The 21,802-nt window shown below is 60.1% G+C and carries 18 protein-coding genes; 6 read left to right on the top strand and 12 right to left on the bottom strand.

Annotated elements, in window-relative coordinates:
- The first annotated feature begins 64 nt into the window (after window positions 1–64).
- The 4 genes from emhA to KVG95_RS12370 all read left to right on the top strand — a co-directional run bounded on the left by emhA (window position 65) and on the right by KVG95_RS12370 (window position 7,590).
- A complete protein-coding gene (gene emhA, locus KVG95_RS12355; RefSeq protein ID WP_217856659.1) occupies window positions 65–1,222 on the top strand; it encodes an efflux RND transporter periplasmic adaptor subunit EmhA in 1,158 nt (385 codons plus the stop codon).
- Window positions 1,223–1,225: 3 nt separating this feature from the next.
- Window positions 1,226–4,387, top strand: a complete 3,162-nt coding sequence (gene emhB / locus KVG95_RS12360; RefSeq protein WP_052966923.1) for an efflux RND transporter permease subunit EmhB — start codon at window positions 1,226–1,228, stop codon at window positions 4,385–4,387.
- Window positions 4,387–5,847 (top strand): efflux RND transporter outer membrane subunit EmhC, encoded by a 1,461-nt coding sequence (gene emhC, locus KVG95_RS12365; RefSeq protein WP_052966924.1) that lies wholly within the window; start codon window positions 4,387–4,389, stop codon window positions 5,845–5,847. The genes emhB and emhC overlap by 1 nt, the downstream gene beginning before the upstream one ends.
- Window positions 5,848–6,333: 486 nt before the next feature.
- A complete protein-coding gene (locus KVG95_RS12370; RefSeq protein WP_217856660.1) occupies window positions 6,334–7,590 on the top strand; it encodes an OprD family porin in 1,257 nt (418 codons plus the stop codon).
- 58 nt (window positions 7,591–7,648) lie between these two features.
- Here the strand turns inward: KVG95_RS12370 and pcaC are convergent, their stop codons facing one another.
- The 11 genes from pcaC to pcaR all read right to left on the bottom strand — a co-directional run bounded on the left by pcaC (window position 7,649) and on the right by pcaR (window position 18,699).
- The gene (gene pcaC / locus KVG95_RS12375; RefSeq protein ID WP_008005892.1) at window positions 7,649–8,041 is read right to left on the bottom strand and encodes a 4-carboxymuconolactone decarboxylase; all 393 of its coding nucleotides are present in this window, start codon (window positions 8,039–8,041) and stop codon (window positions 7,649–7,651) included.
- A 10-nt stretch (window positions 8,042–8,051) separates the two neighbouring features.
- Entirely contained in the window at window positions 8,052–8,858 is an 807-nt protein-coding gene (gene pcaD, locus KVG95_RS12380; protein WP_217856661.1) for a 3-oxoadipate enol-lactonase, read from the bottom strand.
- An 11-nt stretch (window positions 8,859–8,869) separates the two neighbouring features.
- Window positions 8,870–10,234, bottom strand: coding sequence for a 3-carboxy-cis,cis-muconate cycloisomerase (locus tag KVG95_RS12385; RefSeq protein ID WP_048393949.1), 1,365 nt, complete (start codon window positions 10,232–10,234; stop codon window positions 8,870–8,872).
- Between the two features lie 45 nt (window positions 10,235–10,279).
- On the bottom strand, window positions 10,280–11,575 hold the full coding sequence (locus tag KVG95_RS12390; RefSeq protein WP_217856662.1) for an MFS family transporter: 1,296 nt from the start codon (window positions 11,573–11,575) through the stop codon (window positions 10,280–10,282).
- A 193-nt stretch (window positions 11,576–11,768) separates the two neighbouring features.
- On the bottom strand, window positions 11,769–12,335 hold the full coding sequence (gene pcaG, locus KVG95_RS12395; RefSeq protein WP_123719757.1) for a protocatechuate 3,4-dioxygenase subunit alpha: 567 nt from the start codon (window positions 12,333–12,335) through the stop codon (window positions 11,769–11,771).
- Window position 12,336: 1 nt separating this feature from the next.
- Window positions 12,337–13,041: a protocatechuate 3,4-dioxygenase subunit beta gene (pcaH, locus tag KVG95_RS12400; RefSeq protein ID WP_217856663.1), complete on the bottom strand. Its 705-nt coding sequence runs from the start codon at window positions 13,039–13,041 to the stop codon at window positions 12,337–12,339.
- A gap of 52 nt (window positions 13,042–13,093) precedes the next feature.
- On the bottom strand, window positions 13,094–14,299 hold the full coding sequence (pcaF, locus tag KVG95_RS12405) for a 3-oxoadipyl-CoA thiolase (protein ID WP_217856801.1): 1,206 nt from the start codon (window positions 14,297–14,299) through the stop codon (window positions 13,094–13,096).
- Complete coding sequence (locus tag KVG95_RS12410) at window positions 14,296–15,075, bottom strand: CoA-transferase subunit beta (protein WP_217856664.1); 780 nt, start codon at window positions 15,073–15,075, stop codon at window positions 14,296–14,298. The genes pcaF and KVG95_RS12410 overlap by 4 nt, the downstream gene beginning before the upstream one ends.
- Entirely contained in the window at window positions 15,075–15,932 is an 858-nt protein-coding gene (locus KVG95_RS12415; protein WP_007903838.1) for a CoA transferase subunit A, read from the bottom strand. The genes KVG95_RS12410 and KVG95_RS12415 overlap by 1 nt, the downstream gene beginning before the upstream one ends.
- 292 nt (window positions 15,933–16,224) lie before the next feature.
- Window positions 16,225–17,571 (bottom strand): 4-hydroxybenzoate transporter PcaK, encoded by a 1,347-nt coding sequence (gene pcaK, locus KVG95_RS12420; protein WP_217856665.1) that lies wholly within the window; start codon window positions 17,569–17,571, stop codon window positions 16,225–16,227.
- Between the two features lie 285 nt (window positions 17,572–17,856).
- The gene (pcaR, locus tag KVG95_RS12425) at window positions 17,857–18,699 is read right to left on the bottom strand and encodes a pca regulon transcriptional regulator PcaR (protein WP_052966935.1); all 843 of its coding nucleotides are present in this window, start codon (window positions 18,697–18,699) and stop codon (window positions 17,857–17,859) included.
- A gap of 667 nt (window positions 18,700–19,366) precedes the next feature.
- On the opposite strand from pcaR, the gene KVG95_RS12430 reads away from it, so the two are divergent.
- Together KVG95_RS12430 and KVG95_RS12435 are read left to right on the top strand one after the other, a co-directional pair.
- Entirely contained in the window at window positions 19,367–19,567 is a 201-nt protein-coding gene (locus KVG95_RS12430) for a hypothetical protein (RefSeq protein ID WP_007903846.1), read from the top strand.
- 376 nt (window positions 19,568–19,943) lie between these two features.
- Window positions 19,944–21,419 (top strand): inorganic phosphate transporter, encoded by a 1,476-nt coding sequence (locus tag KVG95_RS12435; protein WP_007903847.1) that lies wholly within the window; start codon window positions 19,944–19,946, stop codon window positions 21,417–21,419.
- Between the two features lie 263 nt (window positions 21,420–21,682).
- Here KVG95_RS12435 and ccoM read toward each other — a convergent pair whose 3' ends face one another.
- The gene (gene ccoM, locus KVG95_RS30070; protein WP_010462558.1) at window positions 21,683–21,796 is read right to left on the bottom strand and encodes a cytochrome c oxidase subunit CcoM; all 114 of its coding nucleotides are present in this window, start codon (window positions 21,794–21,796) and stop codon (window positions 21,683–21,685) included.
- Between the last annotated feature and the right edge of the window lie 6 nt (window positions 21,797–21,802).

Genomic DNA, 21,802 nt, shown 5'->3' on the forward strand with positions numbered 1-21,802 from the left:
GCGTAAATTTTTTAACCTTCCACATTTCTTGTGCGCAATGTGCGCGCCTGACCCGAGGATCTTCATGCAATTCAAGCCAGCTGTTACCGCTCTGGTTACTGCCGTCGCCCTGGCATCGCTACTCAGCGGATGTAAAAAGGAAGAGGCGGCACCTGCCGCACCAGCCCCTCAGGTCGGCGTCGTAACCCTGCAACCACAAGCCTTCACCCTGACGTCCGAACTTCCGGGGCGCACCAGTGCGTTCCGCATCGCCGAAGTTCGCCCACAGGTCAACGGCATCATTCTCAAGCGACTGTTCAAGGAAGGCGGCGACGTCAAGGCCGGTCAGCAGCTCTATCAGATCGACCCATCGGTCTATGACGCGACCCTGAAAAGCGCCGAAGCCAACCTGCGTTCGACCAAGTCGATCTCCGACCGCTACAAGCAACTGGTCGACGAACAGGCTGTCAGCCGTCAGGAATACGACACCGCGCTGGCCAACCGCCTGCAATCGGAAGCGTCCTTGCAGACCGCCCAGATCAACGTGCGCTACACCAAGGTTTACGCACCGATCTCTGGTCGCATCGGCCGTTCTTCAGTGACCGAAGGCGCGCTGGTCAGCAGCGGCCAGACCGACGCCATGGCCGTCATTCAGCAACTGGACCCGATCTACGTCGACGTCACCCAGTCTTCGGTGGAGCTGCTTGAGCTGCGCCGCGAACTGGAAAGCGGTCGTCTGCAAAAGGCTGGCGATAATGCCGCCGCAGTCAAGCTGACTCTCGAAGATGGCAGCCAGTACAAGCTGGACGGCAAGCTTGAGTTCTCCGAAGTTTCGGTTGACCAGACCACCGGCTCCGTGACCCTGCGTGCCGTGTTCCCGAACCCCGATCACACCCTGCTGCCGGGCATGTTCGTTCACGCCCAGTTGCAGGCCGGTGTGGACAGCGCGGCGATTCTGGCCCCGCAACAAGGCGTGACCCGCGACCTCAAAGGCTCTCCGACCGCACTGGTCGTCGGCCCGGACAACAAGGTCGAACTGCGTCAGCTCAAGGCCAGCCGCACCGTCGGCAACCAATGGCTGATTGAAGATGGTCTGAAGGCAGGCGATCGCGTGATCACCGAAGGGCTGCAATACGTCAGACCTGGCGTCGAAGTGAAAGCCACTGAAGCCACTAACGTTGGCGCAAAGAGCCCGGCCACCGCACAGGCAGCTAATACTGCTGCCGGCGGCAAAGGGGAGTAAACCATGTCGAAATTTTTTATCGACCGTCCGATTTTCGCCTGGGTAATTGCCCTGGTGATTATGCTGGTCGGGGCTCTATCGATTCTCAAACTGCCGATCAACCAATACCCGAGCATTGCGCCTCCGGCCATTGCCATCTCGGTGACCTACCCAGGCGCGTCTGCACAAACCGTGCAGGACACCGTGGTGCAAGTGATCGAGCAACAGCTCAACGGTATCGATAACCTGCGTTATGTCTCGTCGGAAAGTAACTCCGACGGCAACATGACCATTACCGCGACCTTCGAGCAGGGCACCAACTCCGATACCGCGCAGGTTCAGGTCCAGAACAAGCTGAACCTGGCCACCCCGCTGCTGCCGCAAGAAGTGCAGCAACAGGGTATCCGCGTGACCAAATCGGTGAAAAACTTCCTGATGGTCATCGGCGTGGTGTCGCGCGACGGCAGCATGACCAAGGACGACCTGTCCAACTACATCGTGTCGAACATGCAGGACCCGATTTCGCGCACCGCCGGTGTCGGTGACTTCCAGGTCTTCGGTGCCCAGTACGCGATGCGGATCTGGCTCGACCCGGCTAAGTTGAACAACTACAACCTGACCCCGGTGGACGTGAAAACCGCCATCGCGGCGCAGAACGTTCAGGTCTCGTCCGGTCAACTCGGCGGCTTGCCTGCCCTGCCCGGCCAGCAACTGAACGCGACAATCATCGGCAAGACCCGTCTGCAGACCGCCGAGCAATTCAAGGCGATTCTGCTGAAGGTCAACAAGGACGGCTCGCAAGTGCGTGTCGGCGACGTTGCGGAAGTCGGTCTGGGTGGCGAAAACTACTCGATCAGCGCTCAGTTCAACGGCGCCCCGGCCTCCGGTCTGGCGGTGAAACTGGCCAACGGTGCCAACGCCCTCGACACCGCAAAAGCCCTGCGCAATACCATTGATACCCTCAAGCCCTTCTTCCCGGAAGGGATGGAAGTGGTGTTCCCGTACGACACCACCCCGGTGGTGACCGAGTCGATCAAGGGCGTGGTTGAAACCCTGGTCGAAGCGATCGTGCTGGTGTTCCTGGTGATGTTCCTGTTCCTGCAAAACTTCCGCGCCACCGTCATCACCACGATGACCGTGCCGGTGGTATTGCTGGGTACGTTCGGGATCCTCGCGGCGTTCGGTTTCAGCATCAACACCCTGACCATGTTCGGTATGGTATTGGCCATCGGCTTGCTGGTGGACGATGCCATCGTCGTGGTGGAAAACGTCGAACGGGTCATGAGCGAAGAAGGCCTGTCACCCAAGGAGGCCACCAAGAAATCCATGGGGCAGATCCAGGGTGCCCTGGTCGGTATTGCCCTGGTGCTGTCGGCGGTACTGCTGCCGATGGCATTCTTCAGTGGCTCCACCGGTGTGATCTACAAACAGTTCTCGATCACCATCGTCTCGGCCATGGCCCTGTCGGTACTGGTAGCGTTGATCTTCACCCCGGCGCTCTGCGCGACCATGCTCAAGGCGATTCCGAAAGGTGAGCACGGCACGCCGAAACGCGGCTTCTTCGGCTGGTTCAACCGCAGCTTCGACCGTGGCGTCAAAAGCTACGAGCGCGGCGTGGGCAACATGCTCGCGCACAAGGCCCCGTACCTGCTGGCGTACCTGATCATTGTGGTCGGCATGATCTGGCTGTTCACCCGTATTCCAACGGCGTTCCTGCCGGAAGAAGACCAGGGCGTACTGTTTGCCCAAGTGCAGACACCGGCCGGTTCCAGCTCCCAGCGTACGCAAGTGGTCGTGGACGAAATGCGCGAATTCCTGCTGCGTCCGAGCAAGGAAGGCGGTGAAGGCGACGCGGTGGCCTCGGTGTTTACCGTGACCGGTTTCAACTTCGCCGGTCGTGGTCAGAGTTCGGGTATGGCGTTCATCATGCTCAAACCATGGGAAGAACGTAACGCCGACAACAGCGTGTTCAAACTGGCGGCCCGTGCCCAACAGCACTTCTTTACCTTCCGCGACGCCATGGTGTTTGCCTTCGCGCCACCGGCGGTACTGGAACTGGGTAACGCCACCGGTTTCGACGTGTTCCTTCAGGACCGCGCCGGTATCGGTCACGAAAAACTGATGGAGGCCCGTAATCAGTTCCTCGGCATGGCGGCGCAAAGCAAGGTCCTGTCGCAAGTGCGTCCTAACGGCCTGAACGACGAGCCGCAATACCAGCTGGAAATCGACGATGAGAAGGCCAGCGCCCTGGGCGTGACCCTCACCGACATCAACAACACCCTGTCGATTGCCCTGGGCAGTAGCTATGTGAACGACTTCATCGACCGCGGTCGCGTGAAGAAGGTCTACATCCAAGGCCTGCCTGGCGCTCGCATGAGCCCCGAAGACCTGAAGAAGTGGTACGTGCGCAACAGCGCCGGCACCATGGTTCCGTTCTCGTCGTTCGCCAAGGGTGAGTGGATCTACGGTTCGCCGAAACTGGCCCGTTACAACGGCGTAGAAGCGATGGAAATCCTCGGTGCCCCGGCGCCTGGCTATTCCACCGGTGAAGCCATGGCCGAAGTCGAAGCCCTGGCCAAGAAACTGCCGGCCGGTGTCGGTATTTCCTGGACCGGTCTGTCGTACGAGGAACGTCTGTCCGGCTCGCAAGCGCCAGCGTTGTACGCCTTGTCGCTGCTGATGGTGTTCCTGTGTCTGGCGGCGTTGTATGAAAGCTGGTCGATCCCGATCGCGGTGATGCTGGTGGTGCCCCTGGGGATTATCGGTGCACTGATGGCGACCAGCCTGCGCGGCTTGTCCAACGACGTGTACTTCCAGGTGGGGCTGTTGACCACGATCGGTCTGGCGGCGAAAAACGCCATTCTGATCGTCGAGTTCGCCAAGGAACTGCATGAGCAGGGACGTAGCTTGCGCGATGCCGCGATCGAAGCCTGCCGGATGCGTCTGCGACCGATCATCATGACCTCGCTCGCGTTCGTGCTCGGTGTGGTTCCACTGGCCATCTCTACGGGCGCAGGTTCGGGTAGCCAGCATGCGATCGGTACCGGGGTGATTGGCGGTATGATCACAGCCACTGTGCTGGCGATCTTCTGGGTTCCGTTGTTCTTCGTCACCGTGTCGTCCATGGGCCAGCGCAAAGTCGCCGACCAGGATGACGCCATTGAACCATCTAAAGAGGCTGGCTAATGAGCAAGTCGCTACTCTCCATCGCAGTCGCTGCCTTCGTGCTGAGCGGCTGCTCACTGATACCCGACTATCAGCAGCCTGAAGCACCGGTGGCGGGCCAATACCCGCAAGGCCCGGCGTATTCGCCGGCCCAGGCGCCCAACCAGGCCGCCGCCGAACAGGGCTGGAAGCAGTTTTTCCACGATCCGGCGCTGCAACAGATGATTCAGACCGCGCTGGAGAACAACCGTGACCTGCGCGTCGCGGCGCTGAACATCGACGCTTATGCGGCTCAATACCGCATCCAGCGTGCCGATCTGTTCCCGGCCGTTTCGGCCACCGGCAGCGGCAGCCGTCAGCGAGTTCCGGCACGGGCCTCGCAAACCGGTGAAACGGCCATCAGCAGTTCCTACTCGGCTACTGTTGGCATCAGCGCTTATGAACTCGACCTGTTCGGTCGGGTTCGCAGCCTGAGCGAAGAAGCTCTGCAGAAATACTTCGCCACTGAAGAAGCGCGCCGCAGCACGCAAATCAGCCTGGTGGCCAGTGTGGCCAATGCCTATCTGACCTGGCAGGCTGACAAAGAGCTGCTGAAACTGACCCAGGAAACCCTCGGTGCCTACGAGGAGAGCTTCAAGCTCACCTCGCGCAGCAACGAAGTGGGTGTAGCCTCGGCGCTGGATCTGGCTCAGTCGCGTACCTCGGTGGAAAACGCCCGTGCACAACAGGCCAAATACACCCGTCAGGTCGCTCAGGATGAAAACAGCCTGGTGCTGCTGCTCGGCACCGGTATCCCGGCCAATCTGCAAGCGGCCAAGCCACTGTCGGACGACCTGCTGAGCGAAGTGCCGGCCGGTCTGCCGTCGGACTTGCTGCAACGTCGTCCAGACATCCTTCAGGCCGAGTACAACCTCAAAGCTGCCAACGCCAACATCGGCGCGGCACGGGCTGCGTTCTTCCCGAGCATCAGCCTGACCGCCAATGCCGGTTCCCTGAGCCCGGACCTGTCCGGTCTGTTCAAAGGCGGTTCGGGCACCTGGTTATTCCAGCCGCAGATCAACCTGCCGATCTTCAACGCCGGCAGCCTGCGCGCCAGCCTGGATTACTCCAAGATCCAGAAAGACATCGGCGTGGCGAACTACGAGAAGTCCATTCAAACGGCCTTCCAGGAAGTCGCCGATGGCCTGGCCGCACGCCAGACCTATACCGAGCAGTTGCAGGCTCAGCGCGACTTCGTCAGCGCCAACCAGGACTACTACCGTCTGGCCGAGCGTCGCTACCGCATTGGTGTCGACAGCAACCTGACCTTCCTCGACGCCCAGCGTCAGCTGTTCAGTGCTCAACAAGCGCTGATCACCGACCGCCTGGCGCAGCTGGTCAGCGCGGTCAATCTGTACAAAGCGTTGGGTGGTGGCTGGAATGAACAGACGGCGAAGAACGAGCCATTGAAAGAAGAAGCGCCGAAGATGAAGTTGTTCTGATAGCACGGTAAACACGAAGCCCACCGATTGGTGGGCTTTTTGTTGGCCATAGGAAAAGTTGTATTGGTCATGCTGGCCCCATCGCGGGCAAGCCCGCTCCCACAGGTTCAGCAGGGCTCACAGAGTTTGTGTTCGATACGGACCCCGCTCCTACAGGCTCAGCGGGGCCGACAGAATCTGGGTTCGACACGGACACTGTGGGAGCGGGCTTGCCCGCGATGGGCCGGTCCCGACACCACAAAGTCCGGATCAATCTTACGTTCGATAATCGCCCAGAACCCGCCCGCCCCCGATTGAACCACTTAGTCCGTTTCCCTCACCATCTGTCGCACAAAACCAATAACAACAGGTTCGACACCATGTCCCCGCGCCCTGCCCTGTCCGGCTGACCTCGCCCCGCTTTTCTGAATTCGAATCTTTTGTCTGCAACCCGAACGTTGCGGCACCGCCCTGTTTCATCCCTAACAATTAGAGAGACCGAAGCCCATGACGCCTTCCCCGCAGTATTTCTTTCCCAGCCTGATCGCCATCGCACTGGCCGGTGCGGCTCTGCCCGCCATGGCTGAGGAAGCCGGTTTTGTCGAAGGTGCCAAGGTCAATCTGAACCTGCGCAACTTCTACATCAACCGTAACTTCACCAACCCGACCAAGAGCCAGGGCAAGGCTGAGGAGTGGACGCAAAGCTTCATCCTCGACGCTAAATCCGGGTTCACCCAGGGCACCGTCGGGTTCGGCATGGATGTGCTGGGGTTGTATTCGGTCAAGCTCGACGGCGGCAAAGGCACCGGTGGTACGCAGTTGTTGCCGCTGGATCACGATGGTCGCCCGGCGGATAACTTCGGTCGCACCAACGTGGCGTTCAAGGCCAAGCTGTCCCAGACCGAAGTGAAGGTCGGCGAATGGATGCCGGTATTGCCGATCCTGCGTTCGGACGACGGCCGCTCGCTGCCGCAAACCTTCCGTGGTGGCCAGATCACCTCGAAGGAAATCGACGGTCTGACCCTCTACGGCGGCCAGTTCCGCGCCAACAGCCCGCGCGATGACAGCAGCATGAACGACATGTCGATGACCGGCAAAATGGCGTTCACCTCAGACCGCTTCAACTTCCAGGGCGGTGAATACGCCTTCAACGGCAAGCGCACTCAGATCGGCCTGTGGAACGCTGAACTCAAGGACATCTACAGCCAGCAATACGTCAACTTGATCCACACCCAACCGCTGGGCGACTGGACATTCGGCGCCAATTTGGGGTTCTTCTACGGCAAGGATGACGGCAGCGCCCGGGCTGGTGAACTGGACAATAAGACCTGGTCGGGCCTGTTCTCGGCCAAATATGGCGGCAACACCTTCTACGTCGGCCTGCAAAAACTCACAGGCAGAAGCGCCTGGATGCGGGTCAACGGCACCAGCGGCGGCACCCTGGCCAATGACAGCTACAACGCCAGCTATGACAACGCGAAGGAAAAATCCTGGCAACTGCGCCACGACTACAACTTCGCCGCCCTTGGCGTACCAGGCCTGAGCCTGATGAACCGCTACATCAGCGGCGACAACGTACACACCGCAACCACCAGCGACGGCAAGGAATGGGGCCGCGAAAGCGAACTGGGCTACACCGTGCAGAGCGGCACGCTCAAAGACCTCAACCTCAAATGGCGCAACTCGACCATCCGCCGCGACTTCAGCAACAACGAGTTCGACGAGAACCGTTTGATCATCAGCTATCCGATCAGCCTGCTGTAAACACAGACCAAATGTGGGAGCGGGCTTGCTCGCTCCCACAAGGGGTTGTGGTGGACAGTTATTCCCGCGATTCAACCCCCAACTCATCCCACACCGATTCAGCCAGATGGAACGTCGCGTTGGCCGCAGGGATGCCGCAGTAGATCGCGCTCTGCATGATCACTTCCTTGATCTCGCCACGGGTCACGCCGTTGTTGGCGGCGGCGCGCAGGTGCAGTTTGAGTTCTTCGTTGCGGTTCATGCCGATCAGCATGGCGATGGTGATCAGGCTGCGGGTATGGCGCGGCAAGCCCGGGCGGGTCCAGATGTCGCCCCAGGCGTGGCGGGTGATCATCTCCTGGAACTCCGAGTTGAACTCGGTCAGCGCGTTCAGGCTGCGGTCGACATGGGCGTCGCCAAGTACCGCACGACGGACGTTCAGGCCCTCGTCGTAACGTTGTTTCTCGTCCACAAAAATCCCCTCAATGAGCTGACAAAAACGCCAGTACCCGGTCGCTGAACGCAGCGCCGGCCTGGACGTTGGACAGGTGCGCGGCGTAGAACTCGGCGTACTCGGCGCCACGCACTTGCTCCTGAATGAAATGCCCGCCGGACGGCGGAGTCACCGCGTCCTCGGTGCCGGCGATCACCAGCAGCGGCACCTGAATCGAGGACAACTGATCGCGGAAATCGGCGTCACGCACCGCCGCGCAATTGGCCGCGTAACCTTCAGGCGAAGTCGCCGCGAGCATGTCGGTGATCCGCTTCACCACTTCCGGATTAGCCTCGGAAAAATCTGCGGTAAACCAGCGCGCTATCGACGCATCGCGCAGGGCAACCATTGCCTCTGTGCCGTCACGCAGCACAGTTTCGATCCGTGGATTCCACACCGACGGATCGCCGATTTTCGCCGCGGTGTTGCATACGATCAGTTTATTCAAACGCTGACCGGCATTGATCCCCAGCCACTGACCGATCAACCCGCCCATGGACAGACCACAGAAATGCGCGCGCTCGATGTGCAAGGCATCCAGCAGCGCCAGCACGTCACGGCCCAGTTGCTCGATGCTGTACGGCCCCGGCGTCACCAACGACTGGCCGTGACCACGGGTGTCGAAACGCAGCACGCGAAAATGCTCGGTGAACGCCGGGATCTGCGCGTCCCACATGTGCAGGTCGGTACCCAGTGAGTTGGACAGCACCAGCACCGGCGCCTCGACAGGGCCATCGAGTTGCGGCCCTTGAATTTGGTAGTGCAGTTCGCCCTCGGCGAGTTGTACGAATGCCACAGCAGTCTCCTTCAAGAGGTCAACGCAAAATGTTCAGCCACCGCTCGCTCGACCCAGGTATGGGCCTGACCGAGGTAATGGGCGGGGTCCAGCAGACGATCGAGCTCAGCATCCGACAGCTCGGCGGTCACTTGCGGCTCGTCGCCGAGTACCGCGCGCAGATGTCGTTGCTCAGCCACTGCGCGCTTGCAGCATTGCTCCAGCAGATGGTGCGCGGTGTCGCGACCGACCCGTTGCGCCAGCACGATGCTCACGGCTTCGGCCAGCACCAGGCCCTGGGTCAGGTCGAGGTTGCGCGTCATTCGGTCGGCATCCACTTCCAGTCCGTCGGCCACCAACAGCGCTTGCTGCAAACTGCCTGACACCAAACAGCAGATCTCCGGCAGGGTTTCCCATTCGGCATGCCACAGGCCCAGGCTGCGTTCGTGCTCCTGCGGCATCGCACTGAACAAGGTCGAGAGCAAACCCGGCACTCGCGTCGCCGCGCCGATCAGCACCGCTGCGCCCACCGGGTTGCGTTTGTGCGGCATGGTCGAGGAACCGCCCTTGCCCGGCGCCGACGGCTCGAACACTTCGCCGGCCTCGGTCTGCATCAACAGGCTGATATCGCGGCCGAGTTTGCCGAGGCTGCCGGCGATCAATCCAAGCACCGCGCCGAACTCCACCAGACGATCACGCTGGGTGTGCCAGGGTTGATCCGGCAAGGTCAGTTGCAGTTCTACGGCCAAGGCTTCGGCAATCGGCATCGCCTGTTCGCCGAGGGCCGCGAGGGTGCCGGATGCGCCACCGAATTGCAGCACCAGCAGGCGCGGTTTGAGTTCCAGCAGACGCTGACGGCTGCGCGTCACCGCCCCCAACCAACCGGCGATCTTCATGCCGAGGGTGACGGGCGTCGCGTGTTGCAACCAGGTGCGCCCGGCCAACGGCGTGGCGACGTAACGCCAGGCCTGGGTAGCGAGGGTTTCCCCCAGCTGCATCAGATCAGCTTCGATCAATTCCAGCGCGCGGCGCAGTTGCAGCACCAGGCCGGTGTCCATTGCATCCTGGCTGGTCGCGCCCAGATGCACGTAACGCTCGGCTTCGGCATTGCTCTTGGCGATCTGCTTGCCCAATGCCTTGACCAGCGGAATCGCCGAGTTCCCTGCCGTGGCAATGGCCTCACCAAGCGCGGCGAAGTCGTAATGCTCGGCCCGACATGCCGCTTCGATAGACGCAACAGCCGTCTGCGGAATCAGGCCAACCCGCGCCTCGGCCCGGGCCAGTGCCGCTTCGAAATCAAGCATGGCCTGAACCCGGCCCTGATCGCAGAACACCTCACGCATGTCGCGTGCAGTGAAGTAGGCATCGAACAATTGATTGCCCGGTCGCTGGTTCATAAACAGTCCTTGCAGGCGAGGGCCGGTCAGGCCCCCGCGTAAAGATCAAAGGTCGTTTTGCAAATACTTCGCCTGTTTCGGCAGACGCAGGCTGAACAGGAACGCGACCGCCATCATCACCGTCACGTACCAATAGAACGAGTTTTCCATGCCCCCGGCTTTAAGGCTCAGCGCCACATACTCCGCCGAACCGCCGAAGATTGCATTGGCCACCGCATACGCCAGGCCGACGCCCAAGGCGCGTACCTCTGGCGGGAACATTTCGGCTTTCACCAGACCGCTGATCGAGGTGTAGAAACTCACGATCGCCAGCGCCAGGGTAATCAGGACAAAGGCCAGGAACGGACTGCTGACACTTTTCAGGCTCAACAGGATCGGTACGGTGAACAACGTCCCGAGGGCGCCGAACCAAAGCATCGAATTGCGCCGGCCGATCTTGTCGGCGAGCATGCCGAAGAACGGTTGCATGCACATATAAAGGAACAGCGCGCCGGTCATGATGTAGCTCGCGGTCTTGGCGTGCATGCCGGCGGTATTCACCAGGTACTTCTGCATGTATGTGGTGAATGTGTAGAAAATCAGCGAACCGCCGGCGGTGTAACCCAGCACGGTGATGAACGCAGCCTTGTGATCGCGGAACAGCGCACGGATGCTGCCGGCGTCCTTGTTTTCGCGCATTTCCTTGCTGGTGGTTTCCTTGAGCGCACGACGCAGGAACAACGAAATCAATGCCGCAGCCGCACCGACCACGAACGGAATTCGCCAGCCATAGGCACGCAATTCATCTTCGCTGAGGAACTGCTGCAGGACCACCACCAGCGACACCGCCAGCAGTTGCCCGCCAATCAGCGTGACGTACTGGAATGAGGCAAAGAAACCGCGCTGGCCTTTGAGCGCGACTTCACTCATGTAGGTCGCGGTGGTGCCGTACTCGCCGCCCACCGACAAGCCCTGCAGCAGGCGCGCGAACAACAGCATGATCGGCGCCCAGACCCCGATGCTGTCGTAGGTCGGCAGGCAGGCGATGAGCAACGAACCGAAGCACATCATCAGAATCGAGATCAACATCGAATTCTTGCGCCCGTGTTTGTCCGCCACCCGACCGAAGATCCACCCGCCAATTGGCCGCATCAGAAACCCGGCAGCGAATACGCCCGCCGTGTTCACCAGCTGCACCGTGGGGTTGTCGGAGGGGAAAAACGCCGGGGCGAAATAGATTGCGCAGAAGGCGTAGACGTAAAAGTCGAACCATTCAACCAGATTGCCGGACGAGGCGCCGACAATCGCAAAGATCCTTTTGTTGCGTTCTTCACTGGTGTAGAGAGCTGTGAGAGTTGTCATCGTTCTTCACTATTTTGGGGACCGTGAGAGTCTAGACACACTTTGCAACAATCCCGTTCCGCAAATGCATTAGCGACGCGAATCCCTGTGGGAGCGGGCTTGCTCGCGAAGAGGACGGCACAGTCAACATTGATGTCGCCTGACACACCGCTTTCGCGAGCAAGCCCGCTCCCACAGGTTTTGCGGCGCTCAATCAATAATCAAAAAACACCGTCTCCGCATCCGTCCCCTGCAAAATCACATTCCACTGATAAACACCCGCAGCATCCTGCTTCGCCAGCAAGGTACCGCGGCGTTCAGCAGGCACGCACTCCAGCAGCGGGTCCGCCACGTTGGCCGGTTCGCCGTCGAAGTAAATCCGCGTCAGCAAGTGCTTCACCAACCCGCGAGCAAACACCAGCACCACCAAATGGGGCGCCTGGGTCGTACCCTTCAAGCCTTCCACTGTGCCCGGTTTGATCGTGGTAAAGCGGAAGCGCCCTTCTGCATCCACCGGCACCCGGCCAAACCCTTCGAAGTTCGGGTCCAGGGGTTTGTCTTGATCGTCTTCGGGATGGTCGTACTTGCCTGCGGCGTTGGCCTGCCAGACTTCCAGCATCGCATCGTTGACGAAGTCGCCGTTGCCATCGACGACTTGCCCGGTGATCGCCACGCGCTCACCGAGAGTCTGTGCAACGGTCAGGTCTTCGCGGTTCAGCCAGGTCAGGCCGATGTGGTAATACGGCCCGACGGTGTGGGACGTGGTCGCGTTCAGCGTCATCTTATTTCTCCATCGGCGTGGCTTCGCGCCCGCGCAAGACGATGTCCCAGCGATAACCGAGGGCGTAGGAAGGGATGGTTTTTTCCAGGTCGAAACTGGCGATCAGGCGCTCTTTGGCACTCGTATCAGGCACGCAGTTGTAGATCGGGTCGTAAGCCAGCAACGGGTCGCCCGGGAAATACATCTGGGTCACCAGGCGCGTGAGAATACTCGGCCCGAACAGTGAGAAATGGATGTGCGCCGGGCGCCAGGCGTTGTGATGGTTACCCCATGGATAGGCGCCGGGCTTGATGGTCTGGAACTGATACCAGCCATCGGCGTCGGTCACGGTGCGACCGGTGCCGGTGAAGTTCGGGTCCAGCGGCGCGTCGTGCAGGTCGCGGGCATGGGCGTAGCGGCCGGCCGCGTTGGCCTGCCAGATCTCCACCAGAATTCCCGGCACCGGCAGACCGTTTTCATCCAGCACACGGCCGTGAATGATGATCCGTTCACCCAATGGCTCGCCCGAGTGCTGGGCGGTCAGGTCGTTGTCCTGCTCCTCGATGCGATCGGCGCCAATGGTCGGGCCGGTGATTTCCGACAGCGAATGAGGCAAAAACACCAACGGCTTGGACGGCGAGCGAAGGTTGGTGGATTGATAAGGAGGGTGCAGGTATTCCGGCTGAGTGCCCGCCTGTGGGCGACGGTAACCAGGTTTGTCAGTCATTGCGCTTTCCTCAGTTCTTATTAGTCGACGCTTTTAATTCACAGCCAGCGTGTCAGACCCGTTCGATCGCCAAGGCCAGCCCCTGGCCGACACCGACGCACATGGTCGCCAGACCTTTCTTGCCACCGGTTTTTTCCAGTTGATGCAGCGCGGTCAGTACCAAGCGTGCACCGCTCATGCCCAGCGGATGGCCCAAGGCAATGGCGCCACCGTTCGGGTTGACCTGGGCCGCGTCATCCGCCAGTCCCAGTTCACGCAGCACGGCCAAGCCCTGGCTGGCGAAGGCTTCGTTGAGTTCAATCACGTCGAAATCTCTGACCGCCAAGCCCAGGCGTTCGGTCAATTTGCGCACCGCTGGCACCGGGCCGATGCCCATCACCCTGGGTGCGACACCGGCACTCGACATGCCCAACACGCGAGCGCGGGCAGTCAGGCCATGTTTCTTCACCGCGTCGCCGGAGGCCAGAATCAACGCCGCCGCACCGTCGTTCACCCCGGAAGCATTGCCGGCGGTAACGGTTTTGTCCGGGCCATTGACCGGTTTGAGTTTGGCCAGGGTTTCCAATGTCGTGTCAGCGCGGGGATGTTCATCCTGCGTGATGACGCTTTCCCCCTTCTTGTGGGCAATGCGCACTTCGACGATTTCTTCGGCAAAAAAACCTGCAGCTTGCGCGGCCGCTGTGCGTTGCTGACTGCGCAGGGCGAAAGCATCCTGATCGGCGCGGGAAACCTGGTAATCATCGGCCACGTTATCGGCGGTCTGCGGCATCGCGTCCACGCCGTACTGGGCTTTCATCAACGGATTGATGAAACGCCAGCCGATGGTGGTGTCTTCCAGTTTCATGTTGCGCGAGAACGCCGCATCGGCCTTGCCCATCACGAACGGTGCGCGAGACATCGACTCGACGCCGCCGGCAATCGCCAACTCCATCTCGCCACTGGCGATGGCCCGGAACGCCGTGCCGATCGCATCCATGCCCGAAGCGCAAAGACGATTGAGGGTAACGCCGGGAATGGTTTCTGGCAGACCCGCCAGCAGCAACGCCATGCGTGCCACGTTGCGGTTGTCTTCGCCGGCCTGGTTGGCGCAACCGAGGAACACTTCGTCTACCGCGTTCCAGTCTACCGACGGGTTGCGCGCCATCAGCGCTTTGATCGGCACGGCGGCCAGATCATCGGCGCGAACCGCCGACAGGCCGCCGCCGAAACGGCCGATGGGGGTGCGGATGGCGTCACAGATATATACGTCACGCATCAGGCTTCTCCGGGTGCTTGGCCGTGGGCTGCAGCGGTGCGGGCTTCCAGATCGCGCAGCGCGGTCAGCTCGACATCGGTTGGCTCGGCGGTGTTTTCCACCTGATCGGCAAAACGAATCGACCAGCCGGTGGCCGCAATCACTTGCTCGCGGGTCACGCCAGGGTGCAGCGCGGTGACCACGAATTCATGAGTATCCGCTTCGGGTTCCATGATGCACAGGTCGGTAACAATGCCGACCGGACCGGCGCCTGGCAGACCCAGACGCTTGCGCGAATCACCGCCCTCGCCATGACCGACCGAGGTGATGAAGTCGAGTTTGTCGACAAAGGAGCGCGCCGACTGCTTGAGGATGATCAGCACGCTCTTGGCGGAACCGGCGATCTCCGGCGCGCCACCGGCGCCCGGCAGGCGAACTTTCGGCTGATGGTAATCGCCCACCACCGTGGTGTTGATGTTGCCGAAACGGTCGACTTGCGCGGCGCCGAGAAAACCGACGTCAATGCGTCCGCCCTGCAACCAGTAGCGAAAAATCTCACCGGTCGGGACGACGGTGTCGGCGGTCTCCGCCAGTTCACCGTCGCCGATCGACAGCGGCAATACACTCGGCTTGGCACCGATCGGACCCGATTCATAGATCAGGACGACGTCTGGCGAGGAAGTCAGACGTGCCAGGTTGGCGGCTTTCGACGGCAGGCCGATGCCGACGAAGCATACCGAACCGTTTTTCAGACGGCGGGCAGCGGCGACGGTCATCATTTCATTGGTGGTGTAAGTCATTACTTGGCCTCCGAAGCAGCGGCCAGCTTGGCCTGGAACTCACTGAAGTCAGCGCAACCATGGATGTACTCGTTGATCCACGCGGTGAAGGTTTCACGGTCGCGGGCAATCGGGTCCCAGGCCTGGTAGAAGCGGTTATCGCGCTCGGTGTAACCGTGGGCGTAGGACGGATGCGCACCACCCGGTACATGGCAGACCGCGCTCAAGGCCCAGGTCGGCAGCACGCAAGCGTTCATCGGTGCGTTGAGGTCGTCGACGATTTCTTCAACAGTGACGATGCAACGCTTGGCGGCCAGCGCCGCTTCTTTCTGCACGCCGAGAATGCCCCAGAGCAGCACATTGCCTTTGCGGTCGGCTTTCTGCGCGTGAATCACGGTGATGTCCGGGCGCACCGACGGCACCGCCGCCAGCACTTCGCCGGTGAACGGGCACGTGACGGTTTTGATCAGCGGGTTGACCTTTGGCAGGTCGGAGCCGGCGTAGGCACGCAGCACCGCGAACGGTAAGCCCGAAGCGCCCGCGACGTAGGCATTGGCCAGGTCGGCGTGGCTGTGCTCTTCGATTTCCAGCGCATGCGGCCACTGCCTTTCGACCGCGTCACGCAGACGGTGCAGCGAGCCCACGCCTGGGTTACCGCCCCAGGAGAAAATCAGCTTGCGAGCACAACCGGCACCGATCAACTGGTCGTAGATCAAGTCGGGCGTCATCCGCACCAGGGTCAGATCTTTCTTGCCCTGACGGATGATTTCGTGACCCGCCGCCGTAGGGATCAGGTGAGTAAAGCCTTCGAGCGCGACGGTATCGCCGTCGTTGACGAACTGCTTTACCGCGTCATGCAGCGAAAGGATTTCAGCCATGGGGCAGGCTCCCGTTTTGTTATGAACCGACAGTGGTAGAAAAAGGCGCGAGGTTCAGCACCGGAATGACTGAAGAGTAAGCCCCTGGAAAACGCCAAACAATCCGATAATCGACTGAGTGTTCGTTTATCGAACAGATTGTTGTCTCCCTACCGATCTCCTGCGCCGATCGTTCCCACGCTCCGCGTGGGAATGCAGCTCGGGACGCTCCGCGCCCCAGAAGCGGACGCGGAGCGTCCGTTGAGGCATTCCCACGCGGAGCGTGGGAACGATCACATCTCGGAAATTGCCCTCAGGTCGCATCCGCATGACTGACCATGCCCTTGATCACCACCGCCGTCGTCGCTAACGCGGCTGGAATTACCAGTGCCGTCAGCACCTGTTCGAAGTTCCAGCCCAGGCCCAGCAACGTTGCGCCCATCCACGCACCGAGGATCGCGCCGAAGCGGCCAATCCCGAGCATCCACGACACACCGGTCGCCCGCCCTTGAGTCGGATAAAACCGCGCCGCCAGCGACGGCATCGCCGATTGCGCGCCGTTGACGCACATCCCGGCCACCAGCACCAGGGTTGCCAGCAACGTGATGTTGCCCAGGCTCTGCCCTACCGCGTAGGCAAACACCCCGGCGAATAAGTAGAAAATGCCGATGACCTTGTGCGGATTGAACCGGTCCATCGCCCAGCCCACACCCACTGCGCTCAACACCCCACCGAACTGGAACAGCGCACCAATGAACGCCGCCTGTTCCATGCTCGCGCCGCTGTCACGCATCAGCGTCGGCAGCCAACTGGTCAGCAGGTAAACAATCACCAGCCCCATGAAGTACGTCAGCCACAGCAACAACGTACCGGTGCTGTACGTGCCGGAGAAGATCACGGCAAACACATTGCGCGCCTTCACGGTTTTCTGTTCCGGCACGCTGAAGCTCGAAGCCTGAGCCACCACCATTGGGTCGATCGGCGCCAAGGCCTTGCGCACTTTGTCCGTGCCACGGTTGCGCACCACCAGATAGCGCGCCGATTCCGGCAACCAGAACAGCAAGACGACGGCGAGGATCAACGGCAGAATTCCGCCGATCATCAACAGGCTGTGCCAGCCGAAGGCCGGGATCAGTTTGGCCGAGATGAACCCGCCACCGGCCATACCAAGGTTGAAGCCGCAGAACATGCTGGTCACCAGCAGGGATTTCTTGCGTTCCGGGGTGTATTCGGACAGCAGCGTGGTGGCGTTCGGCATGCCGGCGCCCAAGCCCAGACCGGTGAGGAAACGCAGCACCAGCAGTTGATCGACGTTGGTGCTATAGGCCGACGCCAGGCTGAAAGCGCCGAACAACAACACTGCGCCCACCAGCACGACTTTTCGCCCGAATCGGTCAGCCAACGGGCCGGAACCCAAAGCGCCGAAGACCATGCCGATCAACGCCGCACTCATCACCGGGCCGAGACTGGCGCGATCGATGCCCCAGTCCTGGGACAGTGCCGGCGCGATAAAACCCATGGCCGCAGTGTCGAGGCCATCGAGGAAAACAATCAGGAAACATAGAATCACCACCCGCCATTGGTAGCGCGAAATGGGTTGAGCATTGATGAAGGACTGCACGTCAAGGCAGTTTCCTACGGCAGACTGAGGCTGGTTCATTATTTTTATTCCACGCAAAGAACGCAGTCGAACAGGTGTCAGCCGGGGCTGACGCTGTCACTAGAAAAGGAGGTCGGGATCAGGCGATTCGGTTTCGGCAGCTAAACCGGTGGGAACAGCGACAGTCGGGAAACGTGCGCATGACAATGCCTCTTCTCATTGTTATTGGGGCGTGATCCGGCGGCTGAAGGCCAACTAGTGCCGGATGACGCTGCCGCGACATTAATGAGCCAAGGGAAAGAGCGTCAATTCGACAAACGCGACTCTGTGCGTTTATCGAACAGCTTAGGCAAAGAGTTGCGCGCTCAGATCACGACTGGCGCTTAGCAGGCCGGGCAGGAAACGCTGTTCCAGCTCACTGCGACTGACCCGGCCGGCGTGGGTGCTGACGTTTAACGCCGCCACCACTTGGCCGGAAGCGTCGTACACCGGAACGGCAATCGAGCGCAGGCCCTGCTCCAGTTCCTGATCGACGATGCACCAGCCTTGTTGCCGTACCTCTTGCAGGCATTCGAGCAACGCCTGGGGGGTATGCAACGTGCGGCTGGTTTTGGCTTGCAGCTCTGCATGGTCGAGGTATTCGCGCAGTGACGTGTCGTCCAGCGCGGCGAGAAGAATCCTGCCCATGGACGTGCAATAGGCCGGCAGCCGCCCGCCCACCGAGAGGTCGACGGAAATCAGCCGCTGGGTGGTCGCCGAGCGCGCAATGTACAAAATGTCATCGCCCTCCAGCGTGGCCATGTTGCAGGCCTCATGCAGTTGCTCGCTCATGCGGTCCAGATACGGCTGGGCAGAAACCGCCAATGGCGTCGACGACAAATAGGCATGGCCCAGGGTCAGTACTTTGGGCAGCAGCGAATAAGTACGCCCATCAGTGGTGGCGTAGCCGAGCTTGATCAGGGTATGCAGGCAACGTCGCACAGCGGCGCGGGGAATTTCCGTGCGATGGCTGATCTGCGCAATGGTCAGGTGCCGCTTGCGCTCCTGGAACGCTTGCACCACCGCCAAGCCACGGGCCAGGGAAGTCATGAAATCCGGGTCACCGGTCAGGGCCTGGATTCGCTTGGCGGGCGAGGCAACGATCGGCGGTGCCACTGAAGCGAAGGAATTGCGCATTTGATCGTTCATATCAGTTGTTTCCCACACGGATCAGCGACTATTACAAGCGGCTGCCGGTCTGACACACAAGCCATCGGCCACCAAGATTGGGCGATTATCGAACCACGGGCCGATAATCGCAATCAATGGCTGCTTACGATGAGCCATACTGCTTTCAGTCCCCCTGCAATACGATTGTTATTTTCGGTCACGATTTAAAGAAGCACCGGTGTAATAATTCGTTCGGCTTAATGGCGCCAGAAAGTCATCGCTGTAACTGGCATCACGGCGCCCTAGTTACCGGTAAAAGTTTGCGAGTAACAAAACAATCACACACGAGGAACTACTTTTAACTCTCAAGAGATAGTGTTCTTCGGATCGACCGCTATAATACATCTCAGTGGCGACCGGTTTTTTATGTGCCGATTCCGCCAACCGGCAGCGCAATATCCATTGCCGCTGTCCGCAGCAAGCGCCTGACGCTCATTTCATATGCACCGCCAACGCGCTCGCTGAAACAGGAGACTGATGCTACGTCAGCTGTTTTTCTCTGGTGCCGTGGCCGCCTGCAACAAGGACGAATTGATTGCTCCGAGGGAACGATGCCGTGTCAGGCATTGTCCCTTCAACGAGCGTGGTCAATAAATCGATGCAGCGCGTTTCACCAGAATTAATCTCAACTCAATCAGGTAGCACTGTGACGAAAGACGAACTGCGCGCGGAACTTGAGCGCCAGGAACAACGTTACAAGGAAGTTTACGGCGGGGAAGTCACCACCTACGCCGCTCAGCCCGAACCCGAACGCAAACCCTGGCGTAAACGCGCCACCGTTCAGGATCAGGCCTTCTCCCAGGAATTGCAGAAGATGGAAAAGGAACTCAAAGCCGAAGAGCCATGACCGCCTCGGCTTGAACCTTTCAAGAGCCTGCATCTACACCTGTTAAAAGCGGGTTGTATGGATGATGCTTTTCGTGCCCGCTACAAGCGGGCAGCGGTCTCCTCATCCATTGGATGAGGCAAATGGCTCCTGTCTGACCCTCTTCCAAGAAATTTCACACACACGTTCAAGCCTCTCGCTTCGCCGGGAGAAACCCTTGTGGCTACGGCCTTTACAAGTAAATTCAATGACTTGTAAAACCCCGAAAAAACCTGGGGCCTGGGGGATTGCCACAAATTAATTCGTTGAAGAATGTTACCGATGAGCAGCAAGTGCATCGATTAGCAGTCTTTTCTGGCATAATCGCGCCCCCTTACGACCGGGTCAGAAAACCTTCATGATCGATTTATTCAGCGGACTGGATGCTTGGGTGCTTGTGAGCCTCTTGCTCGCCCTGGCCTTTGTCCTCGCCTTCGAGTTCATCAACGGCTTTCATGACACCGCAAACGCGGTGGCCACTGTTATCTACACCAAAGCCATGCCGCCCCATCTGGCGGTGTTCTTTTCCGGTGTGTTCAACTTCCTCGGCGTGCTGCTGGGCGGTGTGGGCGTGGCGTATGCCATCGTCCATTTGCTGCCGGTAGAACTGCTGATCAATGTGAACACCGGTCACGGACTGGCCATGGTGTTCTCGTTGCTCGCCGCCGCCATCACCTGGAACCTGGGCACCTGGTACTTCGGTATCCCGGCCTCCAGTTCCCACACGCTGATCGGTTCGATCCTCGGTGTCGGCCTGGCCAACGCCCTGATCAACGACATTCCGTTGGCCGATGGCGTGAACTGGCAGAAGGCGATCGATATCGGTGCGTCCCTGGTATTCTCGCCAATGGCCGGTTTCCTGATCGCAGCCCTGGTGCTGATCGGTCTTAAATGGTGGCGTCCGCTGTCCAAGATGCACAAGACACCGGAACAGCGCCGCAAGATCGACGACAAGAAACACCCGCCGTTCTGGAACCGTCTGGTGCTGGTGATTTCGGCAATGGCAGTCAGCTTCGTGCACGGCTCGAACGATGGCCAGAAAGGTATCGGCCTGATCATGCTGGTGCTGATCGGTATCGTGCCGGCGCAGTTCGTTCTCGACCTGAACAGCACCACCTACCAGATCGAACGTACTCGCGATGCGACCCTGCACCTGAGCCAGTTCTACGAGCGCAACCGCGAATCCCTGGGTGAGTTCCTGGCACTGGGTAAAAGCGTGAAAGGCGATCTGCCGGAGAAATTCCGTTGCAACCCGCAACAGACCGAACCGACCATTTCAGCGCTGCTTGGCACCCTTAAAGGTGTAGCGGACTACCATTCGTTGCCGTCGGAAAGCCGCATCGAAGTACGTCGCTACCTGCTCTGCCTGGACGACACCGCGAAGAAAGTCGCCAAGCTGCCAGGCCTCGCTGCCCGTGAAAAGGCTGACCTGGACAAACTGCGCAAGGACCTGACCACCACCACCGAATACGCCCCGTTCTGGGTGATTCTGGCGGTCGCACTGGCCCTCGGCCTGGGTACCATGGTCGGTTGGAAACGCGTGGTACTGACCATTGGCGAAAAGATCGGCAAGCAAGGCATGACCTACGCCCAAGGCATGTCGGCGCAGATCACCACCGCGTGCATGATCGGCGCGGCGAACATCTTCAGCCTCCCGGTTTCCACCACTCACGTTCTGTCCTCAGGCGTGGCCGGCACCATGGTCGCGAACAAAAGCGGCCTGCAAGGCGGCACCGTCAGAACCATCCTGCTGGCCTGGGTCCTGACCCTGCCAGCCACCGTGGCCCTGTCGGCCGGCCTGTTCTGGCTGGCGTCCAAGGCACTGGGTAGCTGATACACCGCTACTGAAAAAGGCGCGTTCCGTGAGGTTCGCGCCTTTTTTATTGCTGCTTGGATACACCACCAATCAATTGTGGGAGCGGGCTTGCTCGCGAAGGCGGCTTAGCAGCCAACATAGATGTTGAATGTTATGGCCTCTTCGCGAGCAAGCCCGCTCCCACATTGGCTCTATGTACACCCTGATAGAAATTCGCAGACAAAAAAAAGGGCGACCGAAGTCGCCCAAAATGCCTTGCGTGCTCATTACTCCAGAAAGACCTACGGTTTGCGCTTATGCGAATCCTTCCAGATAAAAAATCCAAACCCTGCAAAAAACAGAACCATGAGGCCGACTGTCAGCACTCCGGCGATCACCACGTTGTCGAAAAACATGACTAG

Origin of the sequence: Pseudomonas farris, assembly GCF_019145235.1 — a bacterium.
GTDB classification, from domain to species: domain Bacteria; phylum Pseudomonadota; class Gammaproteobacteria; order Pseudomonadales; family Pseudomonadaceae; genus Aquipseudomonas; species Aquipseudomonas farris.